Consider the following 24,841-nt stretch of genomic DNA (forward strand, 5'->3'; position numbering starts at 1 on the left):
ATTTAGTTCGACACTTTAGACTCTTCAATTTTCTCACGAAGAACCATTTGCAGAATACCACCGTGACGGTAGTAGTCAATTTCAACTTCACTATCGAAACGAGCTACTACTTCAAATTGTTTTTCGTTGCCATCTAGATCAGTTGCAACTACTTTTACAAGATCGCGTGGTCTAACTGTTTTGTCAATTTGAATTTCAAATGACTCGTTACCAACAAGACCTAACGTTTCAGCGCTTTCGCCATCTTTAAATTGAAGTGGTAACACACCCATTAACACTAAGTTACTGCGGTGAATACGCTCGAAGCTTTCTGCGATTACTGCTTTAATACCTAATAAATTTGTACCTTTTGCAGCCCAGTCACGAGAACTTCCCATACCGTAATCTTTACCAGCCACAACTAAAAGGCCTGTGCCATCTTCTTTATATTTCATAGCAGCATCATAGATAGATGTTACTTCACCAGTTGGCCAATATGTTGTATATCCGCCTTCTGTTCCTGGTGCGATTTGGTTTTTAATACGGATGTTCGCGAATGTACCACGCATCATAACTTCATGGTTACCACGACGAGAACCGTAAGAGTTGAAGTCAACTGGTTGTACGCCGTTTTCTAATAAGTAGCGTCCAGCTGGTGTGTGCTTACCGATTGAACCTGCTGGTGAAATGTGGTCTGTCGTTACAGAATCACCAAATTTACCAACTACGCGTAAGCCTGATAACGTTTCAACTTCACCTGGCTCTTTAGATAATCCTTCAAAGAATGGTGGGTTTTGAATGTATGTTGAATCATTATCCCAAGTATATAAAGCTTCATTTGAAGTTTGGATTTCATTCCAACGCTCATTGCTATTAAATACTTGTGCATATTCTTTCTTGAACAGTTCAGATGTAACAACGCTTTGAACTACATCTTCAATTTCTTTAGCTGATGGCCAAATATCGTTGAAGTAAACAGCATTGCCATTTGCATCTTTACCAATTTCATCATTTTTCAGGTCAATATCAACAGTACCTGCAAGTGCATATGCCACAACAAGTGGTGGTGATGCTAAGTAGTTCGCTTTTACAAGCGGGTGAATACGACCTTCAAAGTTACGGTTACCAGATAAAACAGATGTTACTAGTAAATCGTTTGCTGCGATTGCTTCTTCTAATTCTGGCGCTAATGGGCCAGAGTTACCGATACAAGTCGTACAGCCGTAACCAACTGTTTGGAAACCTAATTGATCTAAATATGTTGTTAAACCTGATTTATCTAAGTACTCAGTAACAACTTTAGATCCTGGTGCTAATGATGTTTTTACGTACTCAGGTACTTTAAGTCCTTTTTCAATTGCTTTCTTCGCAACTAAACCTGCCCCAATTAATACGTATGGGTTTGATGTATTTGTACAACTTGTAATTGCAGCAATTGCAATTGCACCTGTTTTCATCGTTACTTCTTTATCTTCTAATGTAACCTTCACTTCTTTATCGAACTCTTGCTCATTAAATCCAAGTCCTTGTGTTCCAACTGGTGCTACAACAGCTTTGTGGAACGCATCTTTCATATCTGAAAGTGGAATTAAATCTTGTGGGCGTTTCGGTCCAGAAAGGTTAGATTCAATTGTATTTAAATCAATTTCAACAAGATCAGTGTAAATTGGATCTTTGCTGTCTGCTGTATAGAATAAACCGTTCGCTTTACAGTATTCTTCAACAACGCGAATTTGCTCTTCATCTCTACCTGTTAAACGTAAGTATTCTAATGAAATATCGTCGATTGGGAAGAATCCACAAGTTGCGCCGTATTCTGGTGCCATGTTTGAAATTGTTGCACGGTCAGCTAAAGGCATACTCTTTAGTCCGTTACCGAAGAACTCAACGAATTTACCAACTACACCTTTTTGACGTAATACTTGCGTTACTTTTAATGCAACGTCAGTTGCTGTAGTACCACTTGGAAGTGTACCGGTTAATTTCACACCGATTACTTCAGGTACTGGGAAGTATGAAGGCTGTCCAAGCATCCCTGCTTCTGCTTCAATACCACCAACGCCCCATCCAAGAACACCGATACCATTAATCATTGTTGTATGTGAGTCTGTTCCAACTAATGAATCTGGGTATGCAACTAAGTCACCTTCAGCATTTTTCACAGCATGAACAACTGGTGCTAAATATTCAAGGTTTACTTGGTGTACAATACCTGTAGCTGGTGGAACTGCACGATAGTTATCAAATGATTTTTGTGCCCAGCTTAAAAATTTATAACGTTCTTCATTACGTTTAAACTCTAAGTCCATGTTGAATGCAAGCGCGTCTGCCGTACCCGCTCTATCAACCTGTACAGAGTGATCAATTACAAGGTCTACAGTAATTTCCGGATTAATTTTATCAGGATCCCCACCCATGTCTGCCATTGCTTTACGAAGCGAAGCCAAATCAACAACAGCTGGAACACCAGTGAAATCTTGTAAAATTACACGAGATGGTTTAAATGGAACATCGATATCTTGCACATCTTTCGTTCCCCATTTCGCTAAATTTGTAACATGCTCTTCTGTGATTACACGTCCGTCTACTTGACGAAGTACTGATTCAAGTAAAACTTTCACGGAATATGGTAATTGAGATACGTTGCCAACCCCTGCGTTTTCAAGCGCTTTCAAATCATAATAATGATACGTTTTTCCATCTACTTCAAAAGTTGCGCGTGATTGAAATGGATTATGTTTGACCATTATGTTTCCCCCCTGTTAAACGTGACTAAGTTGTCTGAATATAAAATGTAGACAAACTTTTCAATACCTTACGATAATATCTTATTACAACTTTCTAAATAAGTAAATAATAAGAAACTTATAGATTATCATAAGTTTTCTTTATGTTTCTAAATTTGAATAGTGTTCATGTTCCTTATGAATACTATTACCATAAAGTAAAGTGCTCTATTAGCGCTTTCTTTACAGTTCATACATACTATGAACTGCTCATCATGCAACTTATAAAAAAAAGTTATAGAGGTGAAATAAAATGGGTAAAAGAAAAGCAAATCATACTATTTCAGGAATGAATGCGGCATCTGCACAAGGACAAGGCGCTGGTTATAACGAAGAGTTTGCAAATGAAAACTTAACTGCTGCAGAACGACAAAATAATAAGAAACGCAAAAAGAATCAGTAACGAAAAATCCCAAAAGGTTCATTTTCCTTTTGGGATTTTTTCTAATGTTTATAACGTAGTAATTCCGAAACCGTTACAAATCGATATCCTTGTTTTTTTAGCTCAGGTAAAATTTTTGCTAGCGCTGCTACTGTTTGACTACGATCATTTCCTCCATCATGTAACAATACGATATCGCCACTTTTAGCATTTTTTACTACATGATTTACGATAGATTCAACCCCTGGATTTGCCCAATCACGCGGGTCTTGATGCCACGACCATAGAACGGTTTGATAACCAGCTTCTTTCGCTGTTTTAAATACAGCATCGTTAATATATCCGCCAGGAGGACGGAATAGCAAAGGTTCTTTCACCCATTTTTCGAAAAATTTCTTTCCATCTAAAATATCATTTTCTAATTTTTCATCTGATGAATTACTCGCATACAAATGATTCATCGTATGATTTCCAATTTCATGTCCCTCTTTTAACACCTGTTTCACTAAATATGGATTGCGCTGCACTCGAAATCCAATCATAAAAAATGTTGCTTCTGCTTTATATTGACGTAATAAATGTAAAACTTGCGGTGTATAAGTTGGATCTGGGCCATCATCAAATGTAATGGCAATAATCTTTTCATTATTAGGTACTTCCCACGTTACATAGCCAGTTGGTTCTAGCTCTTTTCTGAGCAACATTTTCGCTTCCACTTTTTCAACTTGAAATATATGTACTGCGCATAATAAAGAAAAAACGAATAGAAAAATTTTCTGTTTTCGCATAATGTTCATTAAAGTAAGAGGTTGTCAAATACACAACAACCTCATTTACTTTTCTAATTGATCTACATGTTGCATAATATTTTGGAGATTATTTTCGTATTGCTCAAGTTGTGGGCGTTGTGTTTCCGAAGCTACTTCTAACGCATTTTGAATCTGTTCATACGCCTCCTGAACCTCTTGGCGTAACTCTTTTAAATCATGACCGTAGTTTGGATCATTTTTCACAATGTTGTTATATGCATGTTCTGCTTGTGTAACTCCTTGCTGCGCTGCTTGAAAAGCTTGCTGTTTATCTTTATGATATGGCATTATATAATCCCCTTTCCATAATAGTTAGTCCCAATTATCTTTACCTTTTTTTCTAAAAACATTCTCGTATAAATTTGCAAACTTCTCTCATTCTAAAGAGAAAGAGGAGGTGTCACATACAATGAGCAAAAACAATCGTGAAGCAAAAGAAAAAAAGGGACAACCTGAACCATTAAGCGGATCTCATAAAGTAAAAAACCGTAACCATTCACGCCAAAAACATCATGCACATCATGATATGTAAAACAAAAGGTTCACAATAGCTGCCTTTACCACATACAATGTTTATATTTTTCCATTTATTCTTCACCCCTACTTCATTCATGCATAACATAGTATGAATTGAGATTTTACGGAGGGTGTCTTACATGGGCAAGAAAAAGAAGGATTGTCTTTTTCATGTTGATGGTTTCGAAGAATGGATGGATCAGTTTTGTTCTGACTCTTGTAGTAACTTTAGTTTCCCAAATCAAATTCATATTGACCTTTGCGAAACTGAACAAGAATACATTTTGGAAACAGATGTACCAAATGCCAATGAACAAAATGTAGTCATTAAAAAGATGGAGACAGGCCTAAACATTTGCATACTTCATAAAAACATTTCTTTGCAGCGAACTATTCCTTTACCCGCTAATGTTATTTATAAGAAGATGCTAGCCTGCTTAGAGAATGGTTTTTTGGCCATTCATATTTCCAAAAATGAAGTTGCTGATAAACATGAAAAGAAAGTTCTTTTTTCAAATTAAGAGTTAATATAATACAAACATAAGCCCCAGTTGGTTACTGGGGCTTATGTTATTTCGCATGCATCTCTATATTAGAATTTCTATCATATCTTTTTTTCGATAAACCTTTTGTAACTAAAAGCACAGGAAATGCCACAGTTGAAAATATAGCTAGTGCTGAAAATACTGCAAACCCATTTTGGTACCCGTAGTAATCGAGAAGTACTCCTCCAAACCACGGACCTATTACTGCTCCAATTCCCGAAAAACCCATCGCACCGAAGTATGTTCCTTTTAGATGCGCAACAGCAATATCATCAATAAATACATCCGTCATTGAAAACATTAAGACTTCTCCAATTGTAAAAATAATTGTACAAACGGCAGCACCTAGCAGAGATTCTACTACTCCAAATCCAAATAATCCTCCGCTCACAAATAAAGTTCCCACCATAATGGATACTAACGGTGTATACTTTTTACAAATTTGAATAACAGGGTATTGAATTACGACTACAACAATCGCATTTAAAGCTAGCATATATGAAAATAATTTCACTCCATCCTGAAATATATGTGCATTTGCAAAATATTGAGATACTGTTGTCGTTAAATGAGAAAAACCACAATTACTCAAAATAATACCAACTAGTGCAACTAAAAATACGACATCCTTTCGCAAAATACGAATTGCCTTTAACATTGTGACAGGCTTTTCTGTATTTACTTTCTTTTTTTCAATCGGATACTTCTTAAATTGGAACGCTAATATAGCTGTATATAAAATGTATACTCCAGCTGCTACTAAAAATGGAATTGTTGATTTTGCGCTTCCAATCTGTAACCCGACAAGTGGGCCAATCGCTACTCCAACATTGATTGCACCGTAACGCAAATTATATACGAGTAAACGATACTCAGGTTTCGTTAAATCTGATAATAACGCTCTTGATGTTGGCTCAAAAAATGACCTACATAATCCATTCAAAGCATTTAATAAAAAGAAACTTAAAACATGATCTGCAAGTGAAAAACCAATGAATACAAAGACCCAAACGATCATGGACCATATTATAATCATATTTCGACCGAATCGATCTGATAAATTCCCTCCGATAAAACTAGCAAACACTCCAACAAGTGCACTCGTTCCGATAATAGCACCTGTCATTCCAGCTGATACACCTTTCACAGTCGTTAAATAAATTGCTAAAAAAGGAATACTCATTGACGTGGCGAACCTCGCAAATAAAGTCCCTATTATAATTGTCATTCCTAACGGATGAATATTTTGCAACTTCCCCTTCATCTTAAAAACCTACTCTCCCTGTTCTTACATAAAAAAAGAAAGCAAAGGATCTGCTTTCTTTTCCCTTTTTATACTTGCGCTGTTGATACCCGCGCTGTTCTCGTTATATCCATATCTATGCCATATGTAAACTGTAATTCTTTACAAACATCTTTAATTAATATTGCAACATTATATTTCTCATTAAATTGTAAAACGATGTTCTCCACTTCTTCATATGTATACTTATATTCGCCTGTAATGACACTTTTTAGATCAAAGCATTCGTTAATACAAAGTTGTACAAGTAGCTGGTCATATTTCTCTATTACATCTTCTTTCTTCCAAAGTAACTCTTTTACATATAACCGATCAAACTTCACACTTTCTCGATTACAATCCGTTAAAATCCGGGTCATTTCATTTAATTCTCGATACAATTCAGAAATATTTTTGCTTAAACTAAGCAGTTTATCTACGCCATTTTCATATAACATATTTATTCCACCCCCGCATTTTCTTCTTATTATAGCAAGAAAATTCTAAAAATAGTTTCTTTCTTCTGAAATATTAGGAAACTAATTTCAATTGCTTTACAATGAAACTAGTTAATGCGAGAGGAGAAAGAAAATTGGAGCACAAATTATATTACACTGACGCTTATAAGCAAGAATTTACTACTAAAATTATAAAGCAAGATTATGATAAAGACGGTAACTTATACGTTGTTTTAAACGAAACCGCATTTTATCCGACTGGTGGCGGACAACCACATGACACTGGAACTTTAAATGGTATTGCTGTACTTGATGTTGAAGAAGTCGACGAAGAAATCCGCCACTTCATTGCAGAACAATTACACACAGAAGACGTAGAAGGTAAAATCAATTGGGAGCGCCGGTTTGATCATATGCAGCAACATGCAGCTCAGCACATTTTATCTGCTGCTTTTTGGGACTATTTCAACATACCTACGATTGGATTCCATCTTGGAAAAGAAACGATAACAATTGATTTAGAAACAGAAAACCTGCATGCAGAAACGGTTGAAAAGGCAGTACAAATTGCCAATAAAATCGTTTTTGAAAACCACCCAATCCGTATAGAGTGGATGAACTTAGAAGAAGCAAAAACATTACCTCTTCGTAAAGAACCAACTATGACAGAGAATATACGTGTTGTTATTATCGAAAATTACGACTACAATGGCTGTGGTGGAACCCATCCGAAATGCACTGGTGAAGTTGGTCCTATTCAAGTACTAGGATGGGAGCGCAATAAAGGTGGTATACGCTTAACCTTTATCGCTGGTTGGCGTACACTTAAATTAATGGGGCAACAGCAACAAATTATGAAAGATGTTTCCAAACAATTAAACAGTAGCGAAACTGATATCCCAGCAAAAGTAGCACAGCTTCTTACCTCTCAAAAGGAAAACGAAAAAACAATACAAACAATGAATGAAAAATTATTATTTGCAGAGGCAAATGAATTACTGCAACAGCCCACCGAAATACATGCTGGGTTACTTATTTCTAAAGCATTTACAGATCGTTCTATGCAAGAAATTGCAAAACTATCAGCTATCATTACAGAACAACAAGAGCATGCAATTACGTATTTCGTCATCGAAAATGATGACAAACTACAATGTATTCTCGCTTGCGGAAAAACAGTAACGCTCGATATGAATGCTCTTTTAAAAGATGCTCTTCCTGCAATTGAAGGAAAAGGTGGCGGAAATAAAAAGAGTGCACGCGGCGGCGGAAAAGCGGTGATGAACGGGGACGAGTTTTTAAATCAGCTTGTCTCTTCTTTACAGTCAGCAGTGTAAAACATGTTTATGAAGGATAGCTAACGGCTATCCTTCAACTATATTTACAGGCCTATATGTTGTTTCAACCCTTGATAACTTCCTGCATTTGCAAAACCGCCACTTATAAGATTGATAAAAGTTTCCGAAAAACCATAATAACTTAATTCGTTAATCGGTACCATTTGCACATCATGAATCGGATTATGATCGAACTCGTTAGAAGGTAGTGTAATTTCACCTTCAATCCTTTCAAGCAGAAACGTAATATGTAACAAAGATGGACTAGCATCTGGTTTATCACAAACATAGAGTAGCTTCTTAATTTTAACTTCTAATCCCGTTTCTTCTCTCATTTCTCGAATCATAGCTTCTTCTAACGTTTCACCATTCTCTACCCTTCCTCCAGGTAAAGACCAATCGCGATTAGCCACTTTTTGCTTTACTAGCAATACTTTTTCATCTTCAATTAAAATTCCCGTAACACGAACTTGCATTACATTTTCCATATGTAATCTCCTCTTCCTGTTATATTTACAAATTAATCCTTCCACAAAGAGAACATACGTTTTATAATTAAAGAAAATTATGGAAGAAAGAAGTTGTTATATTCATGCGTCCACCTTTAACAAAATCTATATCACTTGAAGATTTTCAAAACTATTATTGGTTAAAAGCAGAACTGCAAACATTTTGTCGCGAGCATGGTTTGCCAGCTAGTGGCTCTAAGACCGAAATAACCGAGCGTATCTCACATTATTTAACTACGGGGAAAGTCTTAAAAAACAGCTCTGTGCAAAAAGTGAGCAAAGCTCCCCTCTCTTATAAAGACCTTTCTCTTCAAACGATTATTACTAAAAATCACCGCTGTAGCGAAGGTGTTCGTGCTTTTTTCAAAGAAAAAATCGGAACAAACTTCCGCTTTACAGTAGCTCTTCAAAAGTTTTTTAAAGAGAATGTTGGAAAAACATATGAAGATGCGATAACATTTTGGTATGAAGAAAACGAACGAAAAAAAGATCCTACTTATAAAACAACGATCAGCGCGCAATTTGAATACAATCGCTTTACTCGGGACTTTTTCGAAGATCCAAATAATAAAGGAAAAGCAAAAGCTGATGCGATTGCTGCTTGGAATGAAATAAAAACAAAACCTGGTAGCAATGCTTATGTTCCTCAAAAAGTAGAAAACTAGAGTGAATTCATTAAAAATCAAATTCTAAAACAAATTTTAAATTTACTCCTAGGACATTATATATATGTTTTAGGAGTGAATATACAATATAACTAATCATACAAATCGATTTATCCGGTGCACTATCCTTCCCTTTCTTCATTTTCTCATCACATATCTTCTCTAATACCTTAAGTCCTTTATCTTCTCCAAACTTTTTCTCCTCCAATGACGAAGAGAAGTATTTATTCTCCATTTGTATGCTCCTTATTAGCAAATACAGCTTCTAAAATTAAGGACATAATCCTATATAGCAAAAACATACAAGCATACTCATAAACAACAACATATATTTAAATATACCTTTATATGAAAGGCTGGGATATACCATGAATAAAGTTATTTGTTGCACTCCATCAGCAATAATAAAAGATAAAATTTGCATTCCTTGGTCTATCACAGGTGGAGAGATGGGAATACAGACTATATATACTAACAATTTGTTAAATCATATTTCTTCAACTGGATATATCAAATACGAGACAGGTGTTCAAGAAATAGGTGTTACTTTCTTTCAAGATACAAATGTCTTAAACTCAATCATAATTCAACCTGGAAGTACTAGTAATTTTACAATTAAAAATTTTACTAGTATCCAAATAACAACTGGATCTGGTCTACATCAAGGTGAATTTTGCATCACAGTTTCATATCAATTGTAGACAATAAAACATCCAAACCTCCTATTATTCTCTATATTTGATAAGAGGCTTTCAATGAGAATTAAAATAAGATAGATATAAATGAATACGCCTGCCCTACACTTCAAACATTCTAATTTTCTACTTTCTCAAATAATAGCGCAATCCCTATCCCGCCTCCAATTCCTAATGTAGCAATTCCATATTTCATAGACTCTCTTTGTGCCTGATAAAACAAACGTGTTACAAGCATAGCCCCAGATGCACCGTACGGATGACCGAGCGCAATTGCCCCACCATTTACATTTAATTTTTCATACGGAATTTGTAACTCTTTTGCGCAAGCAACAACTTTTGAGGCGAATGCTTCATTTATTTCAAAATAATCGATGTCCTCTATTTTTACATTCATTTCATTTAATAATTTGTTCACCGCAAATATCGGACCAGTTCCTGGAAGATTTGGATTCACTCCCACTACAGCACTACGAACGAAACGAAGGACAGGTTTATAACCTAACTTTAGGGCTTGTCCCTCTTCCATTACAAGAACAGCACATGCCCCATCATTTACACCACATGAATTACCTGCCGTCACTGTTCCATTTTGTAAAAATGCGGGTTTTGTTCTTTTAATGATTCGTTCATAATTCATTTCTAGCTTTATAGATTCATCTAATAATCCATTAAAAGAAAATATTTCATCATGTATATAGCCTTTTTCTAACGCTTGCAGTGTCCGTTTATAACTAAGACAAGCGTACTCGTCTTGCATTTCTCTCGTTATGTTATAACGCTCCGCAACATATTCAGCCGCTACTCCCATGTCAGGATCACCAATTGTTTCAGGTGAAAATCGTGCTCTTTTTTGAAAAGGTGACGTACTTGTACTCTCTACTCCTCCGGCGATATAGCACTTACCTGCCCCTCCTTGAATGAGATGACACGCAGTTCGAATTGCTTCTAAACCAGCACCACATTGCCGATCAATCGTTACACCAGGAATATGATAGCCAAGTCCTGCCGCTAAAGCAGATAGTCTCGCAACATTCCCTCCTGGCCCAACAACATTACCTAATATAACATCGTCTATCTCTCTCTCAATTCCTCTACTTAAAAACGTAAGAAGCGGCGTTGCTAATTGCTGAACTTCATACTCTTTTAACATCCCATTCTTCTTACCGATAGGTGTTCTTTTCGCCTCTACAATAACTGCTCTATTCATATATTTTCTCCCTGTTTTCAATCCTACTTTTTGCTTCCATACGAGCGATTTTCCCACTATTTGTATAAGGTATTCTATCTACAAAATGCCATTCTTTCGGTATTTTAAACGAGGATAATCGTTGTAAGCAAAAACTCTTTAATTGTTGTTTCGTAGCACTTCCTTTTACGATCGCGACGGGCTTTTCACCCCAGTAACTATCTTTCACACCAATTACAACTATTTCATCAACAGCTGGGTGTTCATGTAATACACTTTCTATTTCTTCTGGATAAATATTGATTCCTCCAAATAAAATCATATTCTTCTCTCTACCAACAATATATATAAAGCCTTCTTCATCTTCATAGCCTACATCTCGCACTGTCATCCAGCCTTCTGCATTCAACTCCTGTGTTAAAACCCCATCTATTATGTATCCCATAAAAAACTGATCACTTTTCACATAAACAGTTCCTATCTCGCCTTTTTGTACTTCTTCGCCTGCTTCATTACATATTCGAACTTGCACATTATGACAAGGTTTTCCTACTGAATTTAGCCTTCTTTCGCTTTCTGCATCGACTAGTGCTGTTACAAAACTTAACTCTGATGCACCATAAAATTCATATCTTTTCGCATAAGGAAATATATTCTTTATTTTTTCTTTCGCTTCAGCTTCCCATTTCGCTCCTGATGAAATAATTTTCATTTTATTTTCTATTAATCTATTTTCTTTATATAAAGATTCAAGCATTGTCGGAACTGTATACATAACCGATATATTTTCAGTTTCTAGCTTATCTAATACTTGATTCGGAATGAACTTTCTCATAATGTGCACCGTTTGTCCTACATATAATGCACTTATTGCCCCGTATAAGAAAAGAGAATGAACGAGCGTCCCAGCTATTAAAATTGAATCCTCCATTTTCATATGAAAATCATGTACATTACAATCAAAACTATGAACCCACGATTGCTGTGCGCGTAAAAATGCTTTTGCTTTTCCAGTTGATCCTGATGTAAATCCCATATAAAAGGGAGCATTTCGTAAACTTTCTACAGTGGAATGTGTAGGAAGATATTTCTCCATCATTCTTTTCCACTCATCAATTTCAATTACTCTTCCTTCTTCATGCGGTAAATCATTTACCTTATATCTTTCTGTCACAATCATATCCGGATTACTGATTTCAATTCTTTCTCTGAGCTCATCTTGTTTCCACTTTATATCTAACGGAACACAAACCCACCCGGCCATAGCAGCACCAGCAAATAGTTGTAAAAACTCTATATGATTTTCTAATAGGATTGCTATTGTTTTATTTTTTGATTCTGTTGCATGCAACCAGTTGGCTACTTTACAAACTGATTCGAACCACTCTTTATATGTTAAAACTCTATCATTTTCCTTTATCGCTATTTTATTTGGTTGTAAAGAGGCTTGCTTTTTGTATTTTTTTGTAACACCCATATGAGACGTCCTTTCTTTACAAAAATAATAAAAAGAAACACGCAATGTACGTGTTTCTTCCCTTTATCATCCCGCATTTGTATATTTTCCATTCTTTAAAGCGGGTGTAATAATATGTTTCAATGAACGATGTAATTTTGTTACGAGAACTGCCGCAATAATTGCTTTTATACAATCCCCTGGTAAAAACACAGCACTCACTTTCATTGTCTCCCATACAGAAACATCCATTAAAAACGCTTGTACAATAATACCAAATACATAAACTACGAAAATACCACCAATTATATTAATACATAATACTTTTATAATAGAAACTTCACGTAAACGCTCAATTAAATAACCAATAACAAACGCTCCAATGATGTAACCAAGTAAATATCCTGCACTTGGCCCAACAAATACACCAAGGCCACCGCGGCCACCAGCAAGTAATGGTGCTCCAACTCCTACAATAAGTAAGAAAATAAGCTGACTTAATGCACCAAGGCGTGACCCTAACAACCCACCCGCAAGCATAACACCGAGTGATTGCAATGTAATCGGAACTGGTGTAATAGAAAGAGCAATCGGAGGTATTAACCCTAACACTCCCATAATAGAACTAAATAAAGCGACGAAAACTAAATTTTTTGTATTCATATTTGCTTCTCCTATTTGTAAACTTAAAATTGTTTTTAGATAACATATCATAAAAATCATATTATCTTTCCACTCCTCTTTTGTCAACCGTTAACGTATTAGAGTTTACAAATAGGAGTTCACTTATTTCTCTCTATGCAAATGCTCCAGTTCTTTCCGAAGCGCCTGTTTTAAAAACTTCCCAACAGATGTTTTCGGTATTTCTTCCATAAAGACAATATCGTCTGGCAACCACCACTTCGCAAACTGTGGTTTTAAAAACTCATATATTTCTTCTTTTGTAACCGTACTATTTTTCTTTTGAACAACGCAGGCAATTGGTCGCTCTTGCCACTGAGGGTGAGGAACTGCAACGACAGCCGCTTCAAATATAGCATCATGTGCCATTAAAGTATTTTCAAGATCGACCGAAGAAATCCATTCTCCCCCGCTTTTAATAACATCCTTCGTACGGTCAACAATTTTCACGCAACCTTCCTCATCCACTGTGACAACATCACCAGTATATAACCATCCATCGCGAAAACCTTCAACAGTACGATCATCGTTATAATAGCTTTCAGCGATCCAAGGTGCTCGTAAACATAATTCTCCCATCTCAGTACCATCCCACTTCACTTCACCATTTGTACCGACTACTTTCATCTCGACACCAGGTACAAGATATCCTTGTTTGGAGCGAATTTCTAGTTGCTCTTCATACGATAATTCCGTTTCATAACTTTTTAAACGTGCAAGTGTTACGAGTGGACTCGTTTCAGTCATACCATATGCATGTATGAACGGAACATTATGTTTCTGTTCAAATGCTTTAATAACACTTTTCGGCGCCGCTGCACCTCCGCATAGTATTCTCGTCATACTAGATAAATCGTAACTATTATTTTCTAACTCTTGTAATACGCCGAGCCAAATTGTCGGCACACCCGCAGCTAACGTCACTTTTTCTGATTGAATCATTTCTAATAAAATTTTCGGAGTAAACATCGGTCCAGGAAGAACTTGTTTTGATCCAAACCAAGTAGCCGCAAAAGGAAGTCCCCAAGCGTTCACATGAAACATCGGGACGATTGCCATTGCTGCATCACTTTCCGATAAAGCAGCTGTATCAGCTAAACCGAGTGCCATACAGTGTAATACAGTACTACGATGCGTATATACAACACCTTTCGGATTTCCTGTAGTCGCTGACGTATAACACATACCAGCTGGTGTATTTTCATCAATATCTTTTACAAATTGGAAATTTGGATCGCCTTCTTCTAATAGCTTTTCATAATGATATACAGGCTTCAGCGTAGTATTTGGGAGTTCATCTTTATCAGTCATAATAATGTAAGCTTGTACAGTTGATAATTGTGATTGAATATTTTCAACAAGCGGTACGAGATCTTCATCTATAAGTAGAATTCGGTCTTCTGCGTGCTGAATAATGTATGAAATATGTTGAGGAGATAAACGAATGTTAATTGTGTGCAAAACAGAAGCAATACCTGGAATAGCAAAATACGCTTCCACATGCCGATGATGGTTCCACGCTAATGTTCCTACACGTTCACCTACTTTAATTCCAAGCCTTTTCAACGCACTGGAAAGTCTTCTCGTCCTTTCCCCTAATTGCTTATACGTTAACGTTGTAACTGTATCATGCGTCCGTGAAACAATTTCTTTCTTCGAAAACAGTTTCTCTGCTCTTTCCATCATAGAACTAATTGTTAGCGGTACATTCATCATCATATTGGTTATGTCCCCCTTTAAAACGTTTTCATTTTCCGTTTATTATAACAGACTTCTACAAATGATTACGATATTTTTCTGTATTTTCTGAATTATTTCTTTGGAAATAATTCAGAACGATAAAAAACATGTTTTGAATACATTGATTCGAAACATGTTTTTTATTTTTTATAAACTATCTACCTTTTTCCTTACTTTCTTTTTCAATTTAAAAATAAAACGATTACTGTATTCCTTATTTTCTACTAAAATCCGATACGTCTCTAACACCCCTAACACACGAACAAAAAGATAAACTCCGATAGCAATAAGTACAACACAATAAGGATAATACTGTACGAGTTCTCCTGAGGTAATTCGTTTTTTCTCAAATAAAAACGGTATCGCTCCTGCTGCAATAAAACAAAATCCAACGATCACTACTGCCGTATACTTGTTCTTAATAGTCGCATATCTTTTGGTCAATTCTTTTAGAAAGTTTTGATCAAATAGTAGTTCTTCCTTTTTCAATACATTGTATCGACTCTCTTCTATCGTTACAGATGCCATCATTGCTCCAATCCCAAGCACTGCAATGATAATGACAAGAAACGTAGACATTGTCGCATTTTCTTTAAATAATAAGTACGGTATTGTAGATAAAATAAGCAAACTAAATCCTAACGCAATATATTTAGAAATTTTTGTCCATACACTACATACCCTTCTGCCATTTCCTTACTTACATAGTAACCATTTTCCTTTTCGTTACTTTGCTCTGCAGTTTCTTTTAATAAATAGTCGAGTGATACTTCAAATACATTTCCAATCATTATTAATTTTTCAGTTTCAGGAAAACCTTGACCGTTTTCCCATTTACTAACTGCTTGCCTTGTGGTATTTAATTTTTCAGCTAATGCTTCTTGAGAAAGGCCCTTTTCCTTTCTTAATCTAAAAAGCTTTTCACCAAATCCCATATGTGTGTCCCCCTTTGTTTTCTTACCTAAATTGTATGTAAACATTGCCCTTATCTCTATCTTCCTGCGGTTGCACTTTGTCAACTTGCGGTTGCGATTGTGTTATATAGCGTTTTTTTCTATACTTAGAACGTTAATAAAAATAGCGCTTCCTAATAGTCCATTTGTTGTTATCAAAATAAAAAAACTCCTTAATTCATTTAAAGGAGTTTTCAATGTAAGATATTTCATTGATTCATATATCTTTCTCTAGATATAAAATACCTTTTTGTATCACGATTCTTACCTTTAATAAACATATCCTTCTGAATTGTATATTTGTACTCCATATTCAAACGTTTCATTAATTTTTCAGATGCTTCATTTTCTGAATCACATCCCGCTTCAATACTATTAAGATGCAATTCATGAAAACCATAGTAGAAAAAAGCTAACACAGCCTCCGTAGCTAATCCTCTTCCCCAATATTTTCGAGATAAGGCGTATGCAATTTCTGCTGTATGTGTGACCAAATCATATTTTATAAATCCACACGTGCCTATAAGTTTTTTTTCCTCTTTTAATACAATTCCAAGAGGTGCTACTTGCCCTCCATTGTACTGACCCACAATTTCTTCTATATAGTTATATGTGTCACATAACGATCGATGAGCATCCCATACAGTAAAAGTTGTCATCTCTTTATCTGTAGCATACTCATATATATGTAAACTATCACTCATATTCATTTTCCTTAACATAAGTCGTTTCGTATACAAAGTTGGATATGACCACTTCTCAATAATCATAACGGTTTCTGTTTAAACCTTTCATAATTCCTTACCTTTAATAAAAGGATATTCCCACAATCTGTACAAATATAAGCATCCACCGGCGAAGATGTGAACATCGTTTCCTTTTTCCGTATTTGTGCATATCCGACAAACTCACCTTCTCCTATATTTTGAGAACCACAATTAGAGCATGTCTGCACGGCTTTTTGTTTCATGAGAGCACCACCTTTAATCTGTTTCTACTCCCTTCGACAGTTCACTTCCATTTCCCTTCCAAAAAACCTCTTATTCTCTCACATTTCAACAGGAATCTCAAAACAAAAATCGTATATGTACTATGAAATATATTTATTAACGGAGGAATTTTATGACTACTGTTATGACACTCGATATGGCAACAGAAATTGAAAATGCAGAAATTGATATGCTCTCTTCTAAATTAGAGAGACTACAAACAATGAGCGGAAACCCAATGCAAGTGCAAATGAAAAAATTCGGTAGTGCCACTGCCTTTTCATCAAAAATAATTGCTGGTCCTGCTTTTAATACGGTAAAAGGTATTACATTTACAAATACAGATGAGTTAGATGAAATTATCTCTTATTATCAATCACTACAAATCACTTGTCGTTTTGAAATTACCCCAGCACAAGGTACAACTGAATTATTTCAATACTTATCTCAAAAAGGGTTTTATCAATCTAGCTTCCATACTGCTTTGTATAGTATACCGAGAGAGGGTTCATCACTTCTTCCTTCTAATATTACAATACGAAAACTAAAAGAAAATGATTTTGATATTTTTGCAGACATTTATGTACGTGGATTTAATATGCCATCCTTTACAACAGATGGTGTGCGCCAAAATAATGAAATTCTTTACAATGAACCAGGATGGCATTTTTTCATAGCTGAAGTTCAAAATATCCCTGCCGGTATTGGTGTACTGTATATAAATAAGGGTGTCGCATCATTAGCTGCTTCTGCTACTTTGCTAGAATTTCAACGTAACGGCTGTCATACTGCATTAATTCAAAAAAGAATAGAAAAAGCTATAGCGACAAATTGTCATTTAATAGTTGGCCAAGCCCGCTTTGGTAGCCGCAGTCAAAATAACATGGAACGGGCCCATATGAAAATTGCTTATACAAAATCAATATGGACCGCAAAAGACATATTATAATTTACTTTCTTTCTCCTTCCGTTACATTTTTAAACATTTTATGACAATTCCTTTTCTATCCTATTAATCATTTGAATATTCCAACTAGATTTGTTACGCTATTACTAGATACATCATTCAACTTGCAATATGAAAAGAGAATTCTAATCAAACTACAAGGAGGAGAAATGTATGACTAAACATGATCATGGTTTAAAAGAAAAAGTAGAAGGTGCCATTGATAAGGTAAAAGGTGAAGTAAAAGAAGTTGTCGGGAAAGTAACTGACAATAAGAAATTACAAGCTGAAGGAAAATGGGATAAGGTGAAAGGCACCTCCAAAGATACAGTTGGTAATGTGAAAGAAAAAGTACATGAATATAAGGAACATAAGAAAGAAAAATAAAAAAGAGCCCATCGGCTCTTTTTTTATTTCCCTTCATTCTTCTCTAACACGTATAAATCTTCTTCGATATTCGTTAATTTCTCACTTACAAGCTTTCTTGCATCTCCAATTGCTTGATTGTATGCAAATGGTCCAACTAATTTAATCATTTCTTCTATTAAACGCTCTGCTTGGAAACGTCCAATTTCATCTAGATCTTCTTCCATGAAAAATTGCTGAATTTGCGCTACAAGCTCTTCTTTTTTATCATTTGGTATTTTTATATTCATCATCGTTGTTACTCCTCTATATTTAAGATAATATCTTCCTTAACTCTACCATAGAAAAACGATTACCAGGACAGCTTTTTGTAACTCCTTCTAACTCCCTATGACCTAGTATATTTTTTTCCTTTATAGCAAATTGCTTCATAAACATTTTGCATAAAGAATATAATGCATTCACTTGTGCAGGAGTTGGATCGTATTTATCGAAATTTCCCGTCATACATATTCCAATTGTATAACGGTTATGGTCTTTCGCATGCGCTCCAATATGTAAACCTCGTCCTTCCACTACAGTTCCATCTTCTTCAATAAAATAATTGTAACCAATCCCGCTCCACCCCCGTACTTTTTGATGAAATTCATGCGTTTTATACACGTCCCATCCATCTTCAGCTGTATGGTGAATAATCAGTTGATTTACTTTTTCTAAAGGAACTAATTCATCTTGAAATGTTAGATTGACACATTTAATTTCCATTTGAACTGCCTCCTCTTAAAAATCAATCATAATAATCGTTTTATCATCTGGCCTTATTCTCTTTTCCGCTTCTAGCTCTTCAATGATTGCTACATATTCGTTTATACTATTCTTTCTTATATATGCAACAGTTTGTTCTAATGACCAATCTGGGTGGAATAACCCGTCTGAACAAATAAAAATTCCACTCACTTCATCTATATGTAATTCACCATGTTGTAAATAATGTATCGCTTCTTTCATTCCATTTGCAACTGAATAACCATTTGGCATATTTGCAAGATAACGATTGTATTTTAACTGTTCTCGCACATCTTGAAAAACATATTCTTCTGGTACAGATAACCCTTTTTTACGATCTTCTTCCCTCTTCCTTTTTGCTCGTTTACTAATTCCTTCAACTGTGTCTTTCGTTAATACTTGCATCGTTCCATTTTGAAAAGTTGCGACAATCATACAGTCCCCTAATTGTGCATATTCAATTTTCTCACCAACTATTTGAACTGCCGCGATACATGTGCACCACAAATGCTCTTTTTTTCCCGTGTCTACTTCATATTCTAACATTTTGCTTTGCAATGCTTCATTTGCTTTGGCAACTGCAAATTGTAAACTATGATTCTCTCGTAATGCAGTAAAATAACTTGCAAATAAATGCGAAGCGATGTATGCTCCATTATGTCCCTTTTCATCACGAAACGGGACAAGTGGTGTTGCACCGTCACATACACCATAAATCTTTTTTTCTTTATTACAAAAATAAGAATCCTCACATTCTTGCTTCAACGGGCTTTTCTGTTGATAGGTTTTTATCTTCACAACTGTATCCCCTTTCAAATGATAAAATACTCAAATTCTTTTGATTAATCTAATTTACCAAAATAAACTGTTTTTACCCAAAACTTTCAATATCATATATAATCTTGAAATAATATGAATTTTTCAGTGAAGGACGGGAAAGAAATGGTCAGATTCCTTGGTGTTATTATCGGTTCTATTATTATTGCGGTTGCCTTTAATCTTTTCCTTATCCCCCACAAAATTTTAAGTAGTGGAATTGGCGGAATTGCTATTATTTTAGGGATTGTAACCCCTGTAAACACAGGTATTATTAACTTTGTATTAAACTTACCTATCCTTATTTTAGGGTACATAGGCCTTGGAAAAAAAGTAATTTTTAACACAGTTGTCTCTGTAGTTGTATTATCTGTTGCATTATACTACGTTCCAGTAAAAGTCGTAGCAACAGATCCATTGTTATCTTCTATCTTCGGAGGTGTCATCGCCGGAGCTGGTATTGGTCTTGTTTTTAACTGTAATGGATCCACTGGTGGATTTGATATTATCGGTATGCTTTTATCCCGCAAGCGAGATATTAAACTTGGCGGATTCCTTATTGTTTTAAATGCAGTCGTTGTAATAATCGCAGGATTCTTCTTCACTTGGGATGTTGCACTTACAAGCTTACTTTCAATTTATGTAACTGGTAAAGTAATTGATGCTGTTCATACAAAACATCGTAAAGTTACACTTATGATTGTAACAAATGAAGCAGAAAAAATGAAAAAACAGCTTCTTTCAACTGTTGTACGTGGAATAACGTTACTTGATGGCGAAGGCGCTTATTCAAGCGAGAAAAAGCGTGTACTTATGACGGTCGTTTCTCGTGAAGAATTAGCAAGTATGAAACTTACAATTTCTGAAATTGACCCGAATGCATTCGTTAATATTACAGAAACTGTAGAAGTGTTAGGACTTTTCAGAAGAAGTTAAAGACTAGGTGGGAATACACCTAGTCTTTATTTTGCATAAATTCAATTCTGTTTCCAAACGGATCTGATACGTAAAATCGAATTACATCTGGTCGTGCATAATCATCAATCACTTTTACACCTTGCTCTATAAGTGTTTGCTTAAATTCATTAATTTCATTCACATAAAAAGCTGGATGAGCCTTTTTAGCTGGTGTAAAGTTCCGCTCGACACCAATATGGATTTCTTGATTTCCACATTTAAACCAACATCCACCTCGTTTTTTCAACTCTTCTGGCTTTGGAATTTCTACCATACCAACCTTATTCCCATAAAAATCACGCGCCTCTTCTTCACACCCTACAGGTGCAGCTACTTGCACGTGATCAATCCCTTGAATATAATTTTTCATTTTCTCTTCCCCTCCTCTACCCTAATGTTATACGGAAAACAGCCGTCTGTAACTTACAAAAGGGTTATAAAACAATATAAGCTCCCCTTATTACCATCCTGCATTCACTTTGCAAAAAAAATAAAAAAACAAAATTTATTCTATAACTTCCATTTTTTATAGAAATACACATCACATCTATATTATAGTTATGAATAGACAAATCTTTTTAGATGCTATTTGTACGGAGGAACTATTATGAGTCGTAAAAAATATTCACCAACTCAAAAAAAACGTCATCCGAACATTTCTAGACGTTTGCGAAACCATATACAAGATCGTTCATTAACAGAAATGTACGCATCTCTGTTCGAACATAATCCTGATAGTATTATTTCATTAAATTTAGAAGGAGTTATTCTACATATAAATCCTTCTGCCGAAAGAATATTAGGTTACACTTCTTTAGAATTAGAACAGAAAAATATTACCTCTATTTTAGGAGCCCATATTTCTGAGCAAGTATTACAAAATATAAAGAATACTGAAGCGGATAATCAACAAGAGTATATCTTATCTATTTATCATAAAAATGGATTCTTATTAGATGTTGTGACAAAACTAGTTCCTATTTTTGTTCAAAATCGTCTTACTGGTGTATACGCTATTATGAAGCCACTTGAAAAATCAGAAAGAATTGAGAATATGCTAAAAGAAAGTGAGAAGAGATTACGTACATTAGTAAACTCCATGCCTGCGTTTGTTATATTTAAAGATCATGAAGGGCGCTGGCTTGAGGCAAATGACTACGCACTTTCTTGCTTCAACTTCCATCATGTACCTTACCACGGGAAAAAAGATAGCGAACTCATTCAATATAATGAAGCATACCGAGAAGCTTTTTTACATTGTGAAGAAATCGATGAACTAGCATGGCAACAAAGACAAATTCTTCATGGCGAGGAATTTATTATACATAGAGATGATTTCGATCTAATCTTAAGTATATCAAAAGTTCCGCTTTATCATCCTGATGGTTCTCGCAAAGGTCTTATCGTGATGGGGAGAGATGTTACTGAGCTAAAAGAAACTGAAAAGTTACTACGAAAATCTGAGAAACTCGCAGTAGTTGGACAACTGACAGCTGGAATTGCCCATGAAATTCGAAATCCACTCACTTCCCTAAAGGGTTTTCTAACATTGCTCCTCCCTGAAATAAATGAGGAGCAAAAATGGTATATCGATGTTATGTTAAGTGAGATTTCACAAATGGAATCCATCACGAGTCAATTTATGGCGATGTCTAAGCCACAAGTATTATCTATCCAAACTTGTAACATACAAACTTTAATTGAAGAGGTAGTTACATTTATTTTACCGACTGCAATTATGCATAGCGTTCATATCATCATGGATCATTTTGATTACGTATATGATATTCAATGTGACGGCAACCAATTAAAACAAGTTTTTATAAACATATTAAAAAATGCGATAGAAGCGATGCCAAATGGCGGAAATATTTTCATCCAAACAAAACCATTAGAGGATAATTTCATCTTAATACGAATTATCGATGAAGGTTGTGGCATTCCAGAAGATCGTATCTCCCGTCTAGGCGAACCTTTTTATAGTTTAAAAGAAAAAGGCACAGGACTAGGATTAATGATGTGTTACAAAATAATTGAAGAACATCATGGTAAATTACACATTTCAAGCGAATTAAATAAAGGTACAATTGTTGATATTGAGCTACCACTTTCTTCATCCCATCTTGCAATCCAGTCTTAAATAAAAAAGAAGCATCTGCTAATCGTTAGCAGATGCTTCTTTTTTAAAATACTTTGTCATACCACTCTTTTGCTTTTTCTACTTCACCCATCGTTAATTGATGCCCTCGATTTTCCCAATGCATTGTTACATTCGCGTTTGCATTTTCTAATAGTATCTTCAATTCCTCTGACTCTGCTGATGAACAAATTGGATCATTTGTCCCAGCAGCAATAAACACAAATTTACCTGCTAAATTTGCTAATTGCATTCCTCTTCTTGGTACCATTGGGTGATGAAGTACAGCACCTTTCAATGCATTTTCGTAATGGAATAATAAGCTTGCTGCGATATTTGCCCCATTCGAATAACCGATAGCTACAATGTTATTTCTATCGAATTTATATTCTTTAGCCGCTTCATCTAAAAATTCATTTAATTCCTTCGTACGGAAAATTAAATCCTCTTCATCAAAAATGCCCTCTGCTAATCGGCGGAAGAAACGCGGCATCCCATTCTCTAACACATTTCCCCTAACGCTTAATACCGACGCTTCCGGATCAACTATTTCTGCAAGTGGTAGTAAATCTAATTCATTACCACCTGTACCATGAAGTAATAACAACACTGGTTTTGACGTATCTTTTCCTTTTTGAAAAACATGTTTCATCATAATCCTGTTCCCCCTTCAATCACTTTAATCTAAATTTCTCACTTCAAATGGTAAAAGCGTTTGTTCAATCTGTTTTCTATGTTGTTCATATTGTTCCGGTAACTTTAATTCCTCACCCATCGTCTCTAACGATTCATCATGAGCGAAACCAGGAGGATCTGTTGCAATTTCAAATAAGATTTCACCATGTTCTCTAAAATAAATCGCGTTAAAATAATTTCGATCTTGTACAGGAGTTACGTGATATCCAAAACGCGACACATGCTCTTTCCAGTCTAGCTGATCAGCATCGTCACTCGCTCTCCAGGCAATATGATGAACTGTGCCAACGCCCATTTGGCCACGACCGATTGTTGATAATTTCAAATCAATAATATTTCCAATGTCAGCAGAAGAACGGAATCGAACAAATTCACCCTCTTCTCCAATTTTCTCAAGACCCATAATATGTTCTAACAATTCAGCTGTTTTTTGAGGCTGTGTAGATAAAAGAACAGCACCTCCAAACCCTTTAATTGCTACTTCTGGTGTAACTTCTCCAAAACTCCAATTATTTAATTCGCCTTTTTCTCTTTCAACTAATTCTATATGCAAACCATGCGGATCATCAAATTCTAAATACTGCTCTCCAAAACGAGTCATTTTTGTATACGAAACATCGAACTTTTCTAATCTATTTTCCCAAAACTCCATTGCACCTTTTGGTACAACGTAAGACGTAATTCCTACTTGACCATCTCCAATAATACCTTGACGAGCACCTGCCCATGGGAAAAACGTAATAATTGTTCCAGGCTTTCCTCCTTCATTTCCAAAATAAAGATGGTACGTACCTGGATCATCAAAATTCACTGTTTGTTTCACTAAACGTAACCCCAATACACCAGCATAAAAATCTACATTTTCTTGTGGATGCCCTACAATCGCTGTAATATGATGGATTCCCATTGTTTTCTTTTCCATTTCTTCCACTCCTTTTTTATTTCATTATAAAAATTCTTTTACATTTAAATTCATTATTAATTTTGTCCATGCTACAAAGTAAAATCCGTCATTATAATTTTATCTCGAATTCGAGATATTAATCACAAAATTACGTATCGGTGTCTAATCTATTGAATTATCTTGAATTCAAGATAATTCGTAAAAAATATTTGTTCGATTTATAACCATAATAAATTTTTATTATGAACATTCTTTATCTCGA

Annotated in this window: 29 protein-coding genes and 1 pseudogene; 10 read left to right on the top strand and 20 right to left on the bottom strand. The window is 35.2% G+C overall.

The genetic code is table 11. The annotated features are described in order from the left end of the window. Nucleotides 1–2: 2 nt before the first annotated feature. Nucleotides 3–2,726 (bottom strand): aconitate hydratase AcnA, encoded by a 2,724-nt coding sequence (gene acnA, locus MKY21_RS18095; RefSeq protein ID WP_000238561.1) that lies wholly within the window; start codon nucleotides 2,724–2,726, stop codon nucleotides 3–5. Between the two features lie 292 nt (nucleotides 2,727–3,018). On the opposite strand from acnA, the gene sspO reads away from it, so the two are divergent. Beyond that, complete coding sequence (gene sspO / locus MKY21_RS18100) at nucleotides 3,019–3,168, top strand: acid-soluble spore protein SspO (protein ID WP_000518051.1); 150 nt, start codon at nucleotides 3,019–3,021, stop codon at nucleotides 3,166–3,168. A 41-nt stretch (nucleotides 3,169–3,209) separates the two neighbouring features. On the opposite strand, the gene pdaB is transcribed toward sspO, so the two are convergent. Together pdaB and MKY21_RS18110 are read right to left on the bottom strand one after the other, a co-directional pair. Further along, nucleotides 3,210–3,935: a polysaccharide deacetylase family sporulation protein PdaB gene (gene pdaB, locus MKY21_RS18105; protein ID WP_030027157.1), complete on the bottom strand. Its 726-nt coding sequence runs from the start codon at nucleotides 3,933–3,935 to the stop codon at nucleotides 3,210–3,212. A 45-nt stretch (nucleotides 3,936–3,980) separates the two neighbouring features. Continuing rightward, a complete protein-coding gene (locus MKY21_RS18110; RefSeq protein ID WP_001146293.1) occupies nucleotides 3,981–4,244 on the bottom strand; it encodes a hypothetical protein in 264 nt (87 codons plus the stop codon). Between the two features lie 121 nt (nucleotides 4,245–4,365). Here MKY21_RS18110 and MKY21_RS18115 point away from each other — a divergent pair, with 121 nt between their 5' ends. Together MKY21_RS18115 and MKY21_RS18120 are read left to right on the top strand one after the other, a co-directional pair. Beyond that, nucleotides 4,366–4,488 carry a small acid-soluble spore protein P gene (locus MKY21_RS18115; protein ID WP_000042141.1) on the top strand — a complete coding sequence of 41 codons (123 nt, stop codon included), beginning with the start codon at nucleotides 4,366–4,368 and terminating at the stop codon, nucleotides 4,486–4,488. Between the two features lie 124 nt (nucleotides 4,489–4,612). Then, the gene (locus tag MKY21_RS18120) at nucleotides 4,613–4,993 is read left to right on the top strand and encodes an Hsp20/alpha crystallin family protein (RefSeq protein WP_000516730.1); all 381 of its coding nucleotides are present in this window, start codon (nucleotides 4,613–4,615) and stop codon (nucleotides 4,991–4,993) included. Nucleotides 4,994–5,042: 49 nt separating this feature from the next. On the opposite strand, the gene MKY21_RS18125 is transcribed toward MKY21_RS18120, so the two are convergent. Continuing rightward, nucleotides 5,043–6,281 carry an MDR family MFS transporter gene (locus MKY21_RS18125; protein ID WP_000676829.1) on the bottom strand — a complete coding sequence of 413 codons (1,239 nt, stop codon included), beginning with the start codon at nucleotides 6,279–6,281 and terminating at the stop codon, nucleotides 5,043–5,045. Nucleotides 6,282–6,349: 68 nt separating this feature from the next. After that, the gene (locus MKY21_RS18130) at nucleotides 6,350–6,757 is read right to left on the bottom strand and encodes a hypothetical protein (RefSeq protein WP_000965133.1); all 408 of its coding nucleotides are present in this window, start codon (nucleotides 6,755–6,757) and stop codon (nucleotides 6,350–6,352) included. A gap of 134 nt (nucleotides 6,758–6,891) precedes the next feature. On the opposite strand from MKY21_RS18130, the gene MKY21_RS18135 reads away from it, so the two are divergent. Next, nucleotides 6,892–8,094: a serine-tRNA(Ala) deacylase AlaX gene (locus MKY21_RS18135; RefSeq protein WP_000400387.1), complete on the top strand. Its 1,203-nt coding sequence runs from the start codon at nucleotides 6,892–6,894 to the stop codon at nucleotides 8,092–8,094. Between the two features lie 44 nt (nucleotides 8,095–8,138). Here MKY21_RS18135 and MKY21_RS18140 read toward each other — a convergent pair whose 3' ends face one another. Next, complete coding sequence (locus tag MKY21_RS18140) at nucleotides 8,139–8,582, bottom strand: NUDIX hydrolase (RefSeq protein WP_000432562.1); 444 nt, start codon at nucleotides 8,580–8,582, stop codon at nucleotides 8,139–8,141. Between the two features lie 104 nt (nucleotides 8,583–8,686). Here MKY21_RS18140 and MKY21_RS18145 point away from each other — a divergent pair, with 104 nt between their 5' ends. Continuing rightward, the gene (locus MKY21_RS18145; protein ID WP_001247745.1) at nucleotides 8,687–9,268 is read left to right on the top strand and encodes a DUF6434 domain-containing protein; all 582 of its coding nucleotides are present in this window, start codon (nucleotides 8,687–8,689) and stop codon (nucleotides 9,266–9,268) included. A gap of 10 nt (nucleotides 9,269–9,278) precedes the next feature. Here MKY21_RS18145 and MKY21_RS18150 read toward each other — a convergent pair whose 3' ends face one another. Continuing rightward, entirely contained in the window at nucleotides 9,279–9,503 is a 225-nt protein-coding gene (locus MKY21_RS18150; RefSeq protein WP_000428982.1) for a hypothetical protein, read from the bottom strand. 133 nt (nucleotides 9,504–9,636) lie between these two features. Here MKY21_RS18150 and MKY21_RS18155 point away from each other — a divergent pair, with 133 nt between their 5' ends. Beyond that, nucleotides 9,637–9,969 carry a DUF3992 domain-containing protein gene (locus tag MKY21_RS18155; protein WP_080451558.1) on the top strand — a complete coding sequence of 111 codons (333 nt, stop codon included), beginning with the start codon at nucleotides 9,637–9,639 and terminating at the stop codon, nucleotides 9,967–9,969. Between the two features lie 112 nt (nucleotides 9,970–10,081). Here MKY21_RS18155 and MKY21_RS18160 read toward each other — a convergent pair whose 3' ends face one another. The 7 genes and pseudogenes from MKY21_RS18160 to MKY21_RS18190 form a co-directional block, all read right to left on the bottom strand. After that, nucleotides 10,082–11,173: an acetyl-CoA C-acyltransferase gene (locus tag MKY21_RS18160; RefSeq protein ID WP_001078002.1), complete on the bottom strand. Its 1,092-nt coding sequence runs from the start codon at nucleotides 11,171–11,173 to the stop codon at nucleotides 10,082–10,084. Beyond that, entirely contained in the window at nucleotides 11,166–12,629 is a 1,464-nt protein-coding gene (locus tag MKY21_RS18165; RefSeq protein WP_341077103.1) for an acyl-CoA synthetase, read from the bottom strand. The genes MKY21_RS18160 and MKY21_RS18165 overlap by 8 nt, the downstream gene beginning before the upstream one ends. 66 nt (nucleotides 12,630–12,695) lie before the next feature. Next, the gene (locus MKY21_RS18170) at nucleotides 12,696–13,271 is read right to left on the bottom strand and encodes a biotin transporter BioY (protein WP_001093332.1); all 576 of its coding nucleotides are present in this window, start codon (nucleotides 13,269–13,271) and stop codon (nucleotides 12,696–12,698) included. Between the two features lie 123 nt (nucleotides 13,272–13,394). Beyond that, complete coding sequence (locus tag MKY21_RS18175; protein ID WP_044795292.1) at nucleotides 13,395–15,008, bottom strand: long-chain fatty acid--CoA ligase; 1,614 nt, start codon at nucleotides 15,006–15,008, stop codon at nucleotides 13,395–13,397. 168 nt (nucleotides 15,009–15,176) lie between these two features. Further along, nucleotides 15,177–15,964, bottom strand: a pseudogene (locus MKY21_RS18180) (helix-turn-helix domain-containing protein). A gap of 227 nt (nucleotides 15,965–16,191) precedes the next feature. After that, nucleotides 16,192–16,752, bottom strand: a complete 561-nt coding sequence (locus MKY21_RS18185; protein WP_000582841.1) for a GNAT family N-acetyltransferase — start codon at nucleotides 16,750–16,752, stop codon at nucleotides 16,192–16,194. Beyond that, the gene (locus tag MKY21_RS18190) at nucleotides 16,749–16,952 is read right to left on the bottom strand and encodes a hypothetical protein (protein WP_000810193.1); all 204 of its coding nucleotides are present in this window, start codon (nucleotides 16,950–16,952) and stop codon (nucleotides 16,749–16,751) included. The genes MKY21_RS18185 and MKY21_RS18190 overlap by 4 nt, the downstream gene beginning before the upstream one ends. A gap of 152 nt (nucleotides 16,953–17,104) precedes the next feature. Here MKY21_RS18190 and MKY21_RS18195 point away from each other — a divergent pair, with 152 nt between their 5' ends. Beyond that, nucleotides 17,105–17,920: a GNAT family N-acetyltransferase gene (locus tag MKY21_RS18195; protein WP_341077106.1), complete on the top strand. Its 816-nt coding sequence runs from the start codon at nucleotides 17,105–17,107 to the stop codon at nucleotides 17,918–17,920. Between the two features lie 171 nt (nucleotides 17,921–18,091). After that, a complete protein-coding gene (locus MKY21_RS18200) occupies nucleotides 18,092–18,304 on the top strand; it encodes a CsbD family protein (protein WP_000160416.1) in 213 nt (70 codons plus the stop codon). 23 nt (nucleotides 18,305–18,327) lie between these two features. Here MKY21_RS18200 and MKY21_RS18205 read toward each other — a convergent pair whose 3' ends face one another. The 3 genes from MKY21_RS18205 to MKY21_RS18215 are packed head-to-tail and all read right to left on the bottom strand — an operon-like array spanning nucleotide 18,328 to nucleotide 19,885. Then, complete coding sequence (locus MKY21_RS18205) at nucleotides 18,328–18,576, bottom strand: DUF2164 domain-containing protein (protein ID WP_000981064.1); 249 nt, start codon at nucleotides 18,574–18,576, stop codon at nucleotides 18,328–18,330. A gap of 19 nt (nucleotides 18,577–18,595) precedes the next feature. Beyond that, complete coding sequence (locus MKY21_RS18210; protein WP_000402976.1) at nucleotides 18,596–19,048, bottom strand: peptidoglycan recognition protein family protein; 453 nt, start codon at nucleotides 19,046–19,048, stop codon at nucleotides 18,596–18,598. A 15-nt stretch (nucleotides 19,049–19,063) separates the two neighbouring features. After that, a complete protein-coding gene (locus MKY21_RS18215) occupies nucleotides 19,064–19,885 on the bottom strand; it encodes a protein phosphatase 2C domain-containing protein (protein WP_002000458.1) in 822 nt (273 codons plus the stop codon). A gap of 126 nt (nucleotides 19,886–20,011) precedes the next feature. Here MKY21_RS18215 and MKY21_RS18220 point away from each other — a divergent pair, with 126 nt between their 5' ends. Further along, nucleotides 20,012–20,821 (top strand): YitT family protein, encoded by an 810-nt coding sequence (locus MKY21_RS18220; RefSeq protein WP_000251347.1) that lies wholly within the window; start codon nucleotides 20,012–20,014, stop codon nucleotides 20,819–20,821. Between the two features lie 19 nt (nucleotides 20,822–20,840). Here the strand turns inward: MKY21_RS18220 and MKY21_RS18225 are convergent, their stop codons facing one another. Continuing rightward, nucleotides 20,841–21,212: a VOC family protein gene (locus tag MKY21_RS18225; protein ID WP_000800770.1), complete on the bottom strand. Its 372-nt coding sequence runs from the start codon at nucleotides 21,210–21,212 to the stop codon at nucleotides 20,841–20,843. A 237-nt stretch (nucleotides 21,213–21,449) separates the two neighbouring features. Between MKY21_RS18225 and MKY21_RS18230 the strand changes: the two genes are divergently transcribed. Then, nucleotides 21,450–22,982, top strand: coding sequence for a BA3702 family sensor histidine kinase (locus MKY21_RS18230; RefSeq protein ID WP_000087656.1), 1,533 nt, complete (start codon nucleotides 21,450–21,452; stop codon nucleotides 22,980–22,982). A gap of 43 nt (nucleotides 22,983–23,025) precedes the next feature. Here MKY21_RS18230 and MKY21_RS18235 read toward each other — a convergent pair whose 3' ends face one another. After that, nucleotides 23,026–23,634: an alpha/beta hydrolase gene (locus tag MKY21_RS18235; RefSeq protein ID WP_000975483.1), complete on the bottom strand. Its 609-nt coding sequence runs from the start codon at nucleotides 23,632–23,634 to the stop codon at nucleotides 23,026–23,028. A gap of 24 nt (nucleotides 23,635–23,658) precedes the next feature. Continuing rightward, nucleotides 23,659–24,597, bottom strand: coding sequence for a ring-cleaving dioxygenase (locus MKY21_RS18240; protein WP_000412731.1), 939 nt, complete (start codon nucleotides 24,595–24,597; stop codon nucleotides 23,659–23,661). Nucleotides 24,598–24,841 lie beyond the last annotated feature (244 nt).

It is taken from the genome of Bacillus sp. FSL R9-9497 (assembly GCF_038005805.1).
In the GTDB taxonomy this organism is placed as follows: Bacteria; Bacillota; Bacilli; order Bacillales; family Bacillaceae_G; genus Bacillus_A; species Bacillus_A cereus.

Coding starts and splice junctions, on each gene's coding strand:
- acnA (WP_000238561.1), bottom strand. CDS start 2,726: ATGGTCAAACATAATCCATTTCAATCACGCGCAACTTTTGAAGTAGAT.
- sspO (WP_000518051.1), top strand. CDS start 3,019: ATGGGTAAAAGAAAAGCAAATCATACTATTTCAGGAATGAATGCGGCA.
- pdaB (WP_030027157.1), bottom strand. CDS start 3,935: ATGCGAAAACAGAAAATTTTTCTATTCGTTTTTTCTTTATTATGCGCA.
- MKY21_RS18110 (WP_001146293.1), bottom strand. CDS start 4,244: ATGCCATATCATAAAGATAAACAGCAAGCTTTTCAAGCAGCGCAGCAA.
- MKY21_RS18115 (WP_000042141.1), top strand. CDS start 4,366: ATGAGCAAAAACAATCGTGAAGCAAAAGAAAAAAAGGGACAACCTGAA.
- MKY21_RS18120 (WP_000516730.1), top strand. CDS start 4,613: ATGGGCAAGAAAAAGAAGGATTGTCTTTTTCATGTTGATGGTTTCGAA.
- MKY21_RS18125 (WP_000676829.1), bottom strand. CDS start 6,281: ATGAAGGGGAAGTTGCAAAATATTCATCCGTTAGGAATGACAATTATA.
- MKY21_RS18130 (WP_000965133.1), bottom strand. CDS start 6,757: ATGTTATATGAAAATGGCGTAGATAAACTGCTTAGTTTAAGCAAAAAT.
- MKY21_RS18140 (WP_000432562.1), bottom strand. CDS start 8,582: ATGGAAAATGTAATGCAAGTTCGTGTTACGGGAATTTTAATTGAAGAT.
- MKY21_RS18145 (WP_001247745.1), top strand. CDS start 8,687: ATGCGTCCACCTTTAACAAAATCTATATCACTTGAAGATTTTCAAAAC.
- MKY21_RS18150 (WP_000428982.1), bottom strand. CDS start 9,503: ATGGAGAATAAATACTTCTCTTCGTCATTGGAGGAGAAAAAGTTTGGA.
- MKY21_RS18155 (WP_080451558.1), top strand. CDS start 9,637: ATGAATAAAGTTATTTGTTGCACTCCATCAGCAATAATAAAAGATAAA.
- MKY21_RS18160 (WP_001078002.1), bottom strand. CDS start 11,173: ATGAATAGAGCAGTTATTGTAGAGGCGAAAAGAACACCTATCGGTAAG.
- MKY21_RS18165 (WP_341077103.1), bottom strand. CDS start 12,629: ATGGGTGTTACAAAAAAATACAAAAAGCAAGCCTCTTTACAACCAAAT.
- MKY21_RS18170 (WP_001093332.1), bottom strand. CDS start 13,271: ATGAATACAAAAAATTTAGTTTTCGTCGCTTTATTTAGTTCTATTATG.
- MKY21_RS18175 (WP_044795292.1), bottom strand. CDS start 15,008: ATGATGATGAATGTACCGCTAACAATTAGTTCTATGATGGAAAGAGCA.
- MKY21_RS18185 (WP_000582841.1), bottom strand. CDS start 16,752: ATGATTATTGAGAAGTGGTCATATCCAACTTTGTATACGAAACGACTT.
- MKY21_RS18190 (WP_000810193.1), bottom strand. CDS start 16,952: ATGAAACAAAAAGCCGTGCAGACATGCTCTAATTGTGGTTCTCAAAAT.
- MKY21_RS18195 (WP_341077106.1), top strand. CDS start 17,105: ATGACTACTGTTATGACACTCGATATGGCAACAGAAATTGAAAATGCA.
- MKY21_RS18200 (WP_000160416.1), top strand. CDS start 18,092: ATGACTAAACATGATCATGGTTTAAAAGAAAAAGTAGAAGGTGCCATT.
- MKY21_RS18205 (WP_000981064.1), bottom strand. CDS start 18,576: ATGATGAATATAAAAATACCAAATGATAAAAAAGAAGAGCTTGTAGCG.
- MKY21_RS18210 (WP_000402976.1), bottom strand. CDS start 19,048: ATGGAAATTAAATGTGTCAATCTAACATTTCAAGATGAATTAGTTCCT.
- MKY21_RS18220 (WP_000251347.1), top strand. CDS start 20,012: ATGGTCAGATTCCTTGGTGTTATTATCGGTTCTATTATTATTGCGGTT.
- MKY21_RS18225 (WP_000800770.1), bottom strand. CDS start 21,212: ATGAAAAATTATATTCAAGGGATTGATCACGTGCAAGTAGCTGCACCT.
- MKY21_RS18230 (WP_000087656.1), top strand. CDS start 21,450: ATGAGTCGTAAAAAATATTCACCAACTCAAAAAAAACGTCATCCGAAC.
- MKY21_RS18235 (WP_000975483.1), bottom strand. CDS start 23,634: ATGATGAAACATGTTTTTCAAAAAGGAAAAGATACGTCAAAACCAGTG.
- MKY21_RS18240 (WP_000412731.1), bottom strand. CDS start 24,597: ATGGAAAAGAAAACAATGGGAATCCATCATATTACAGCGATTGTAGGG.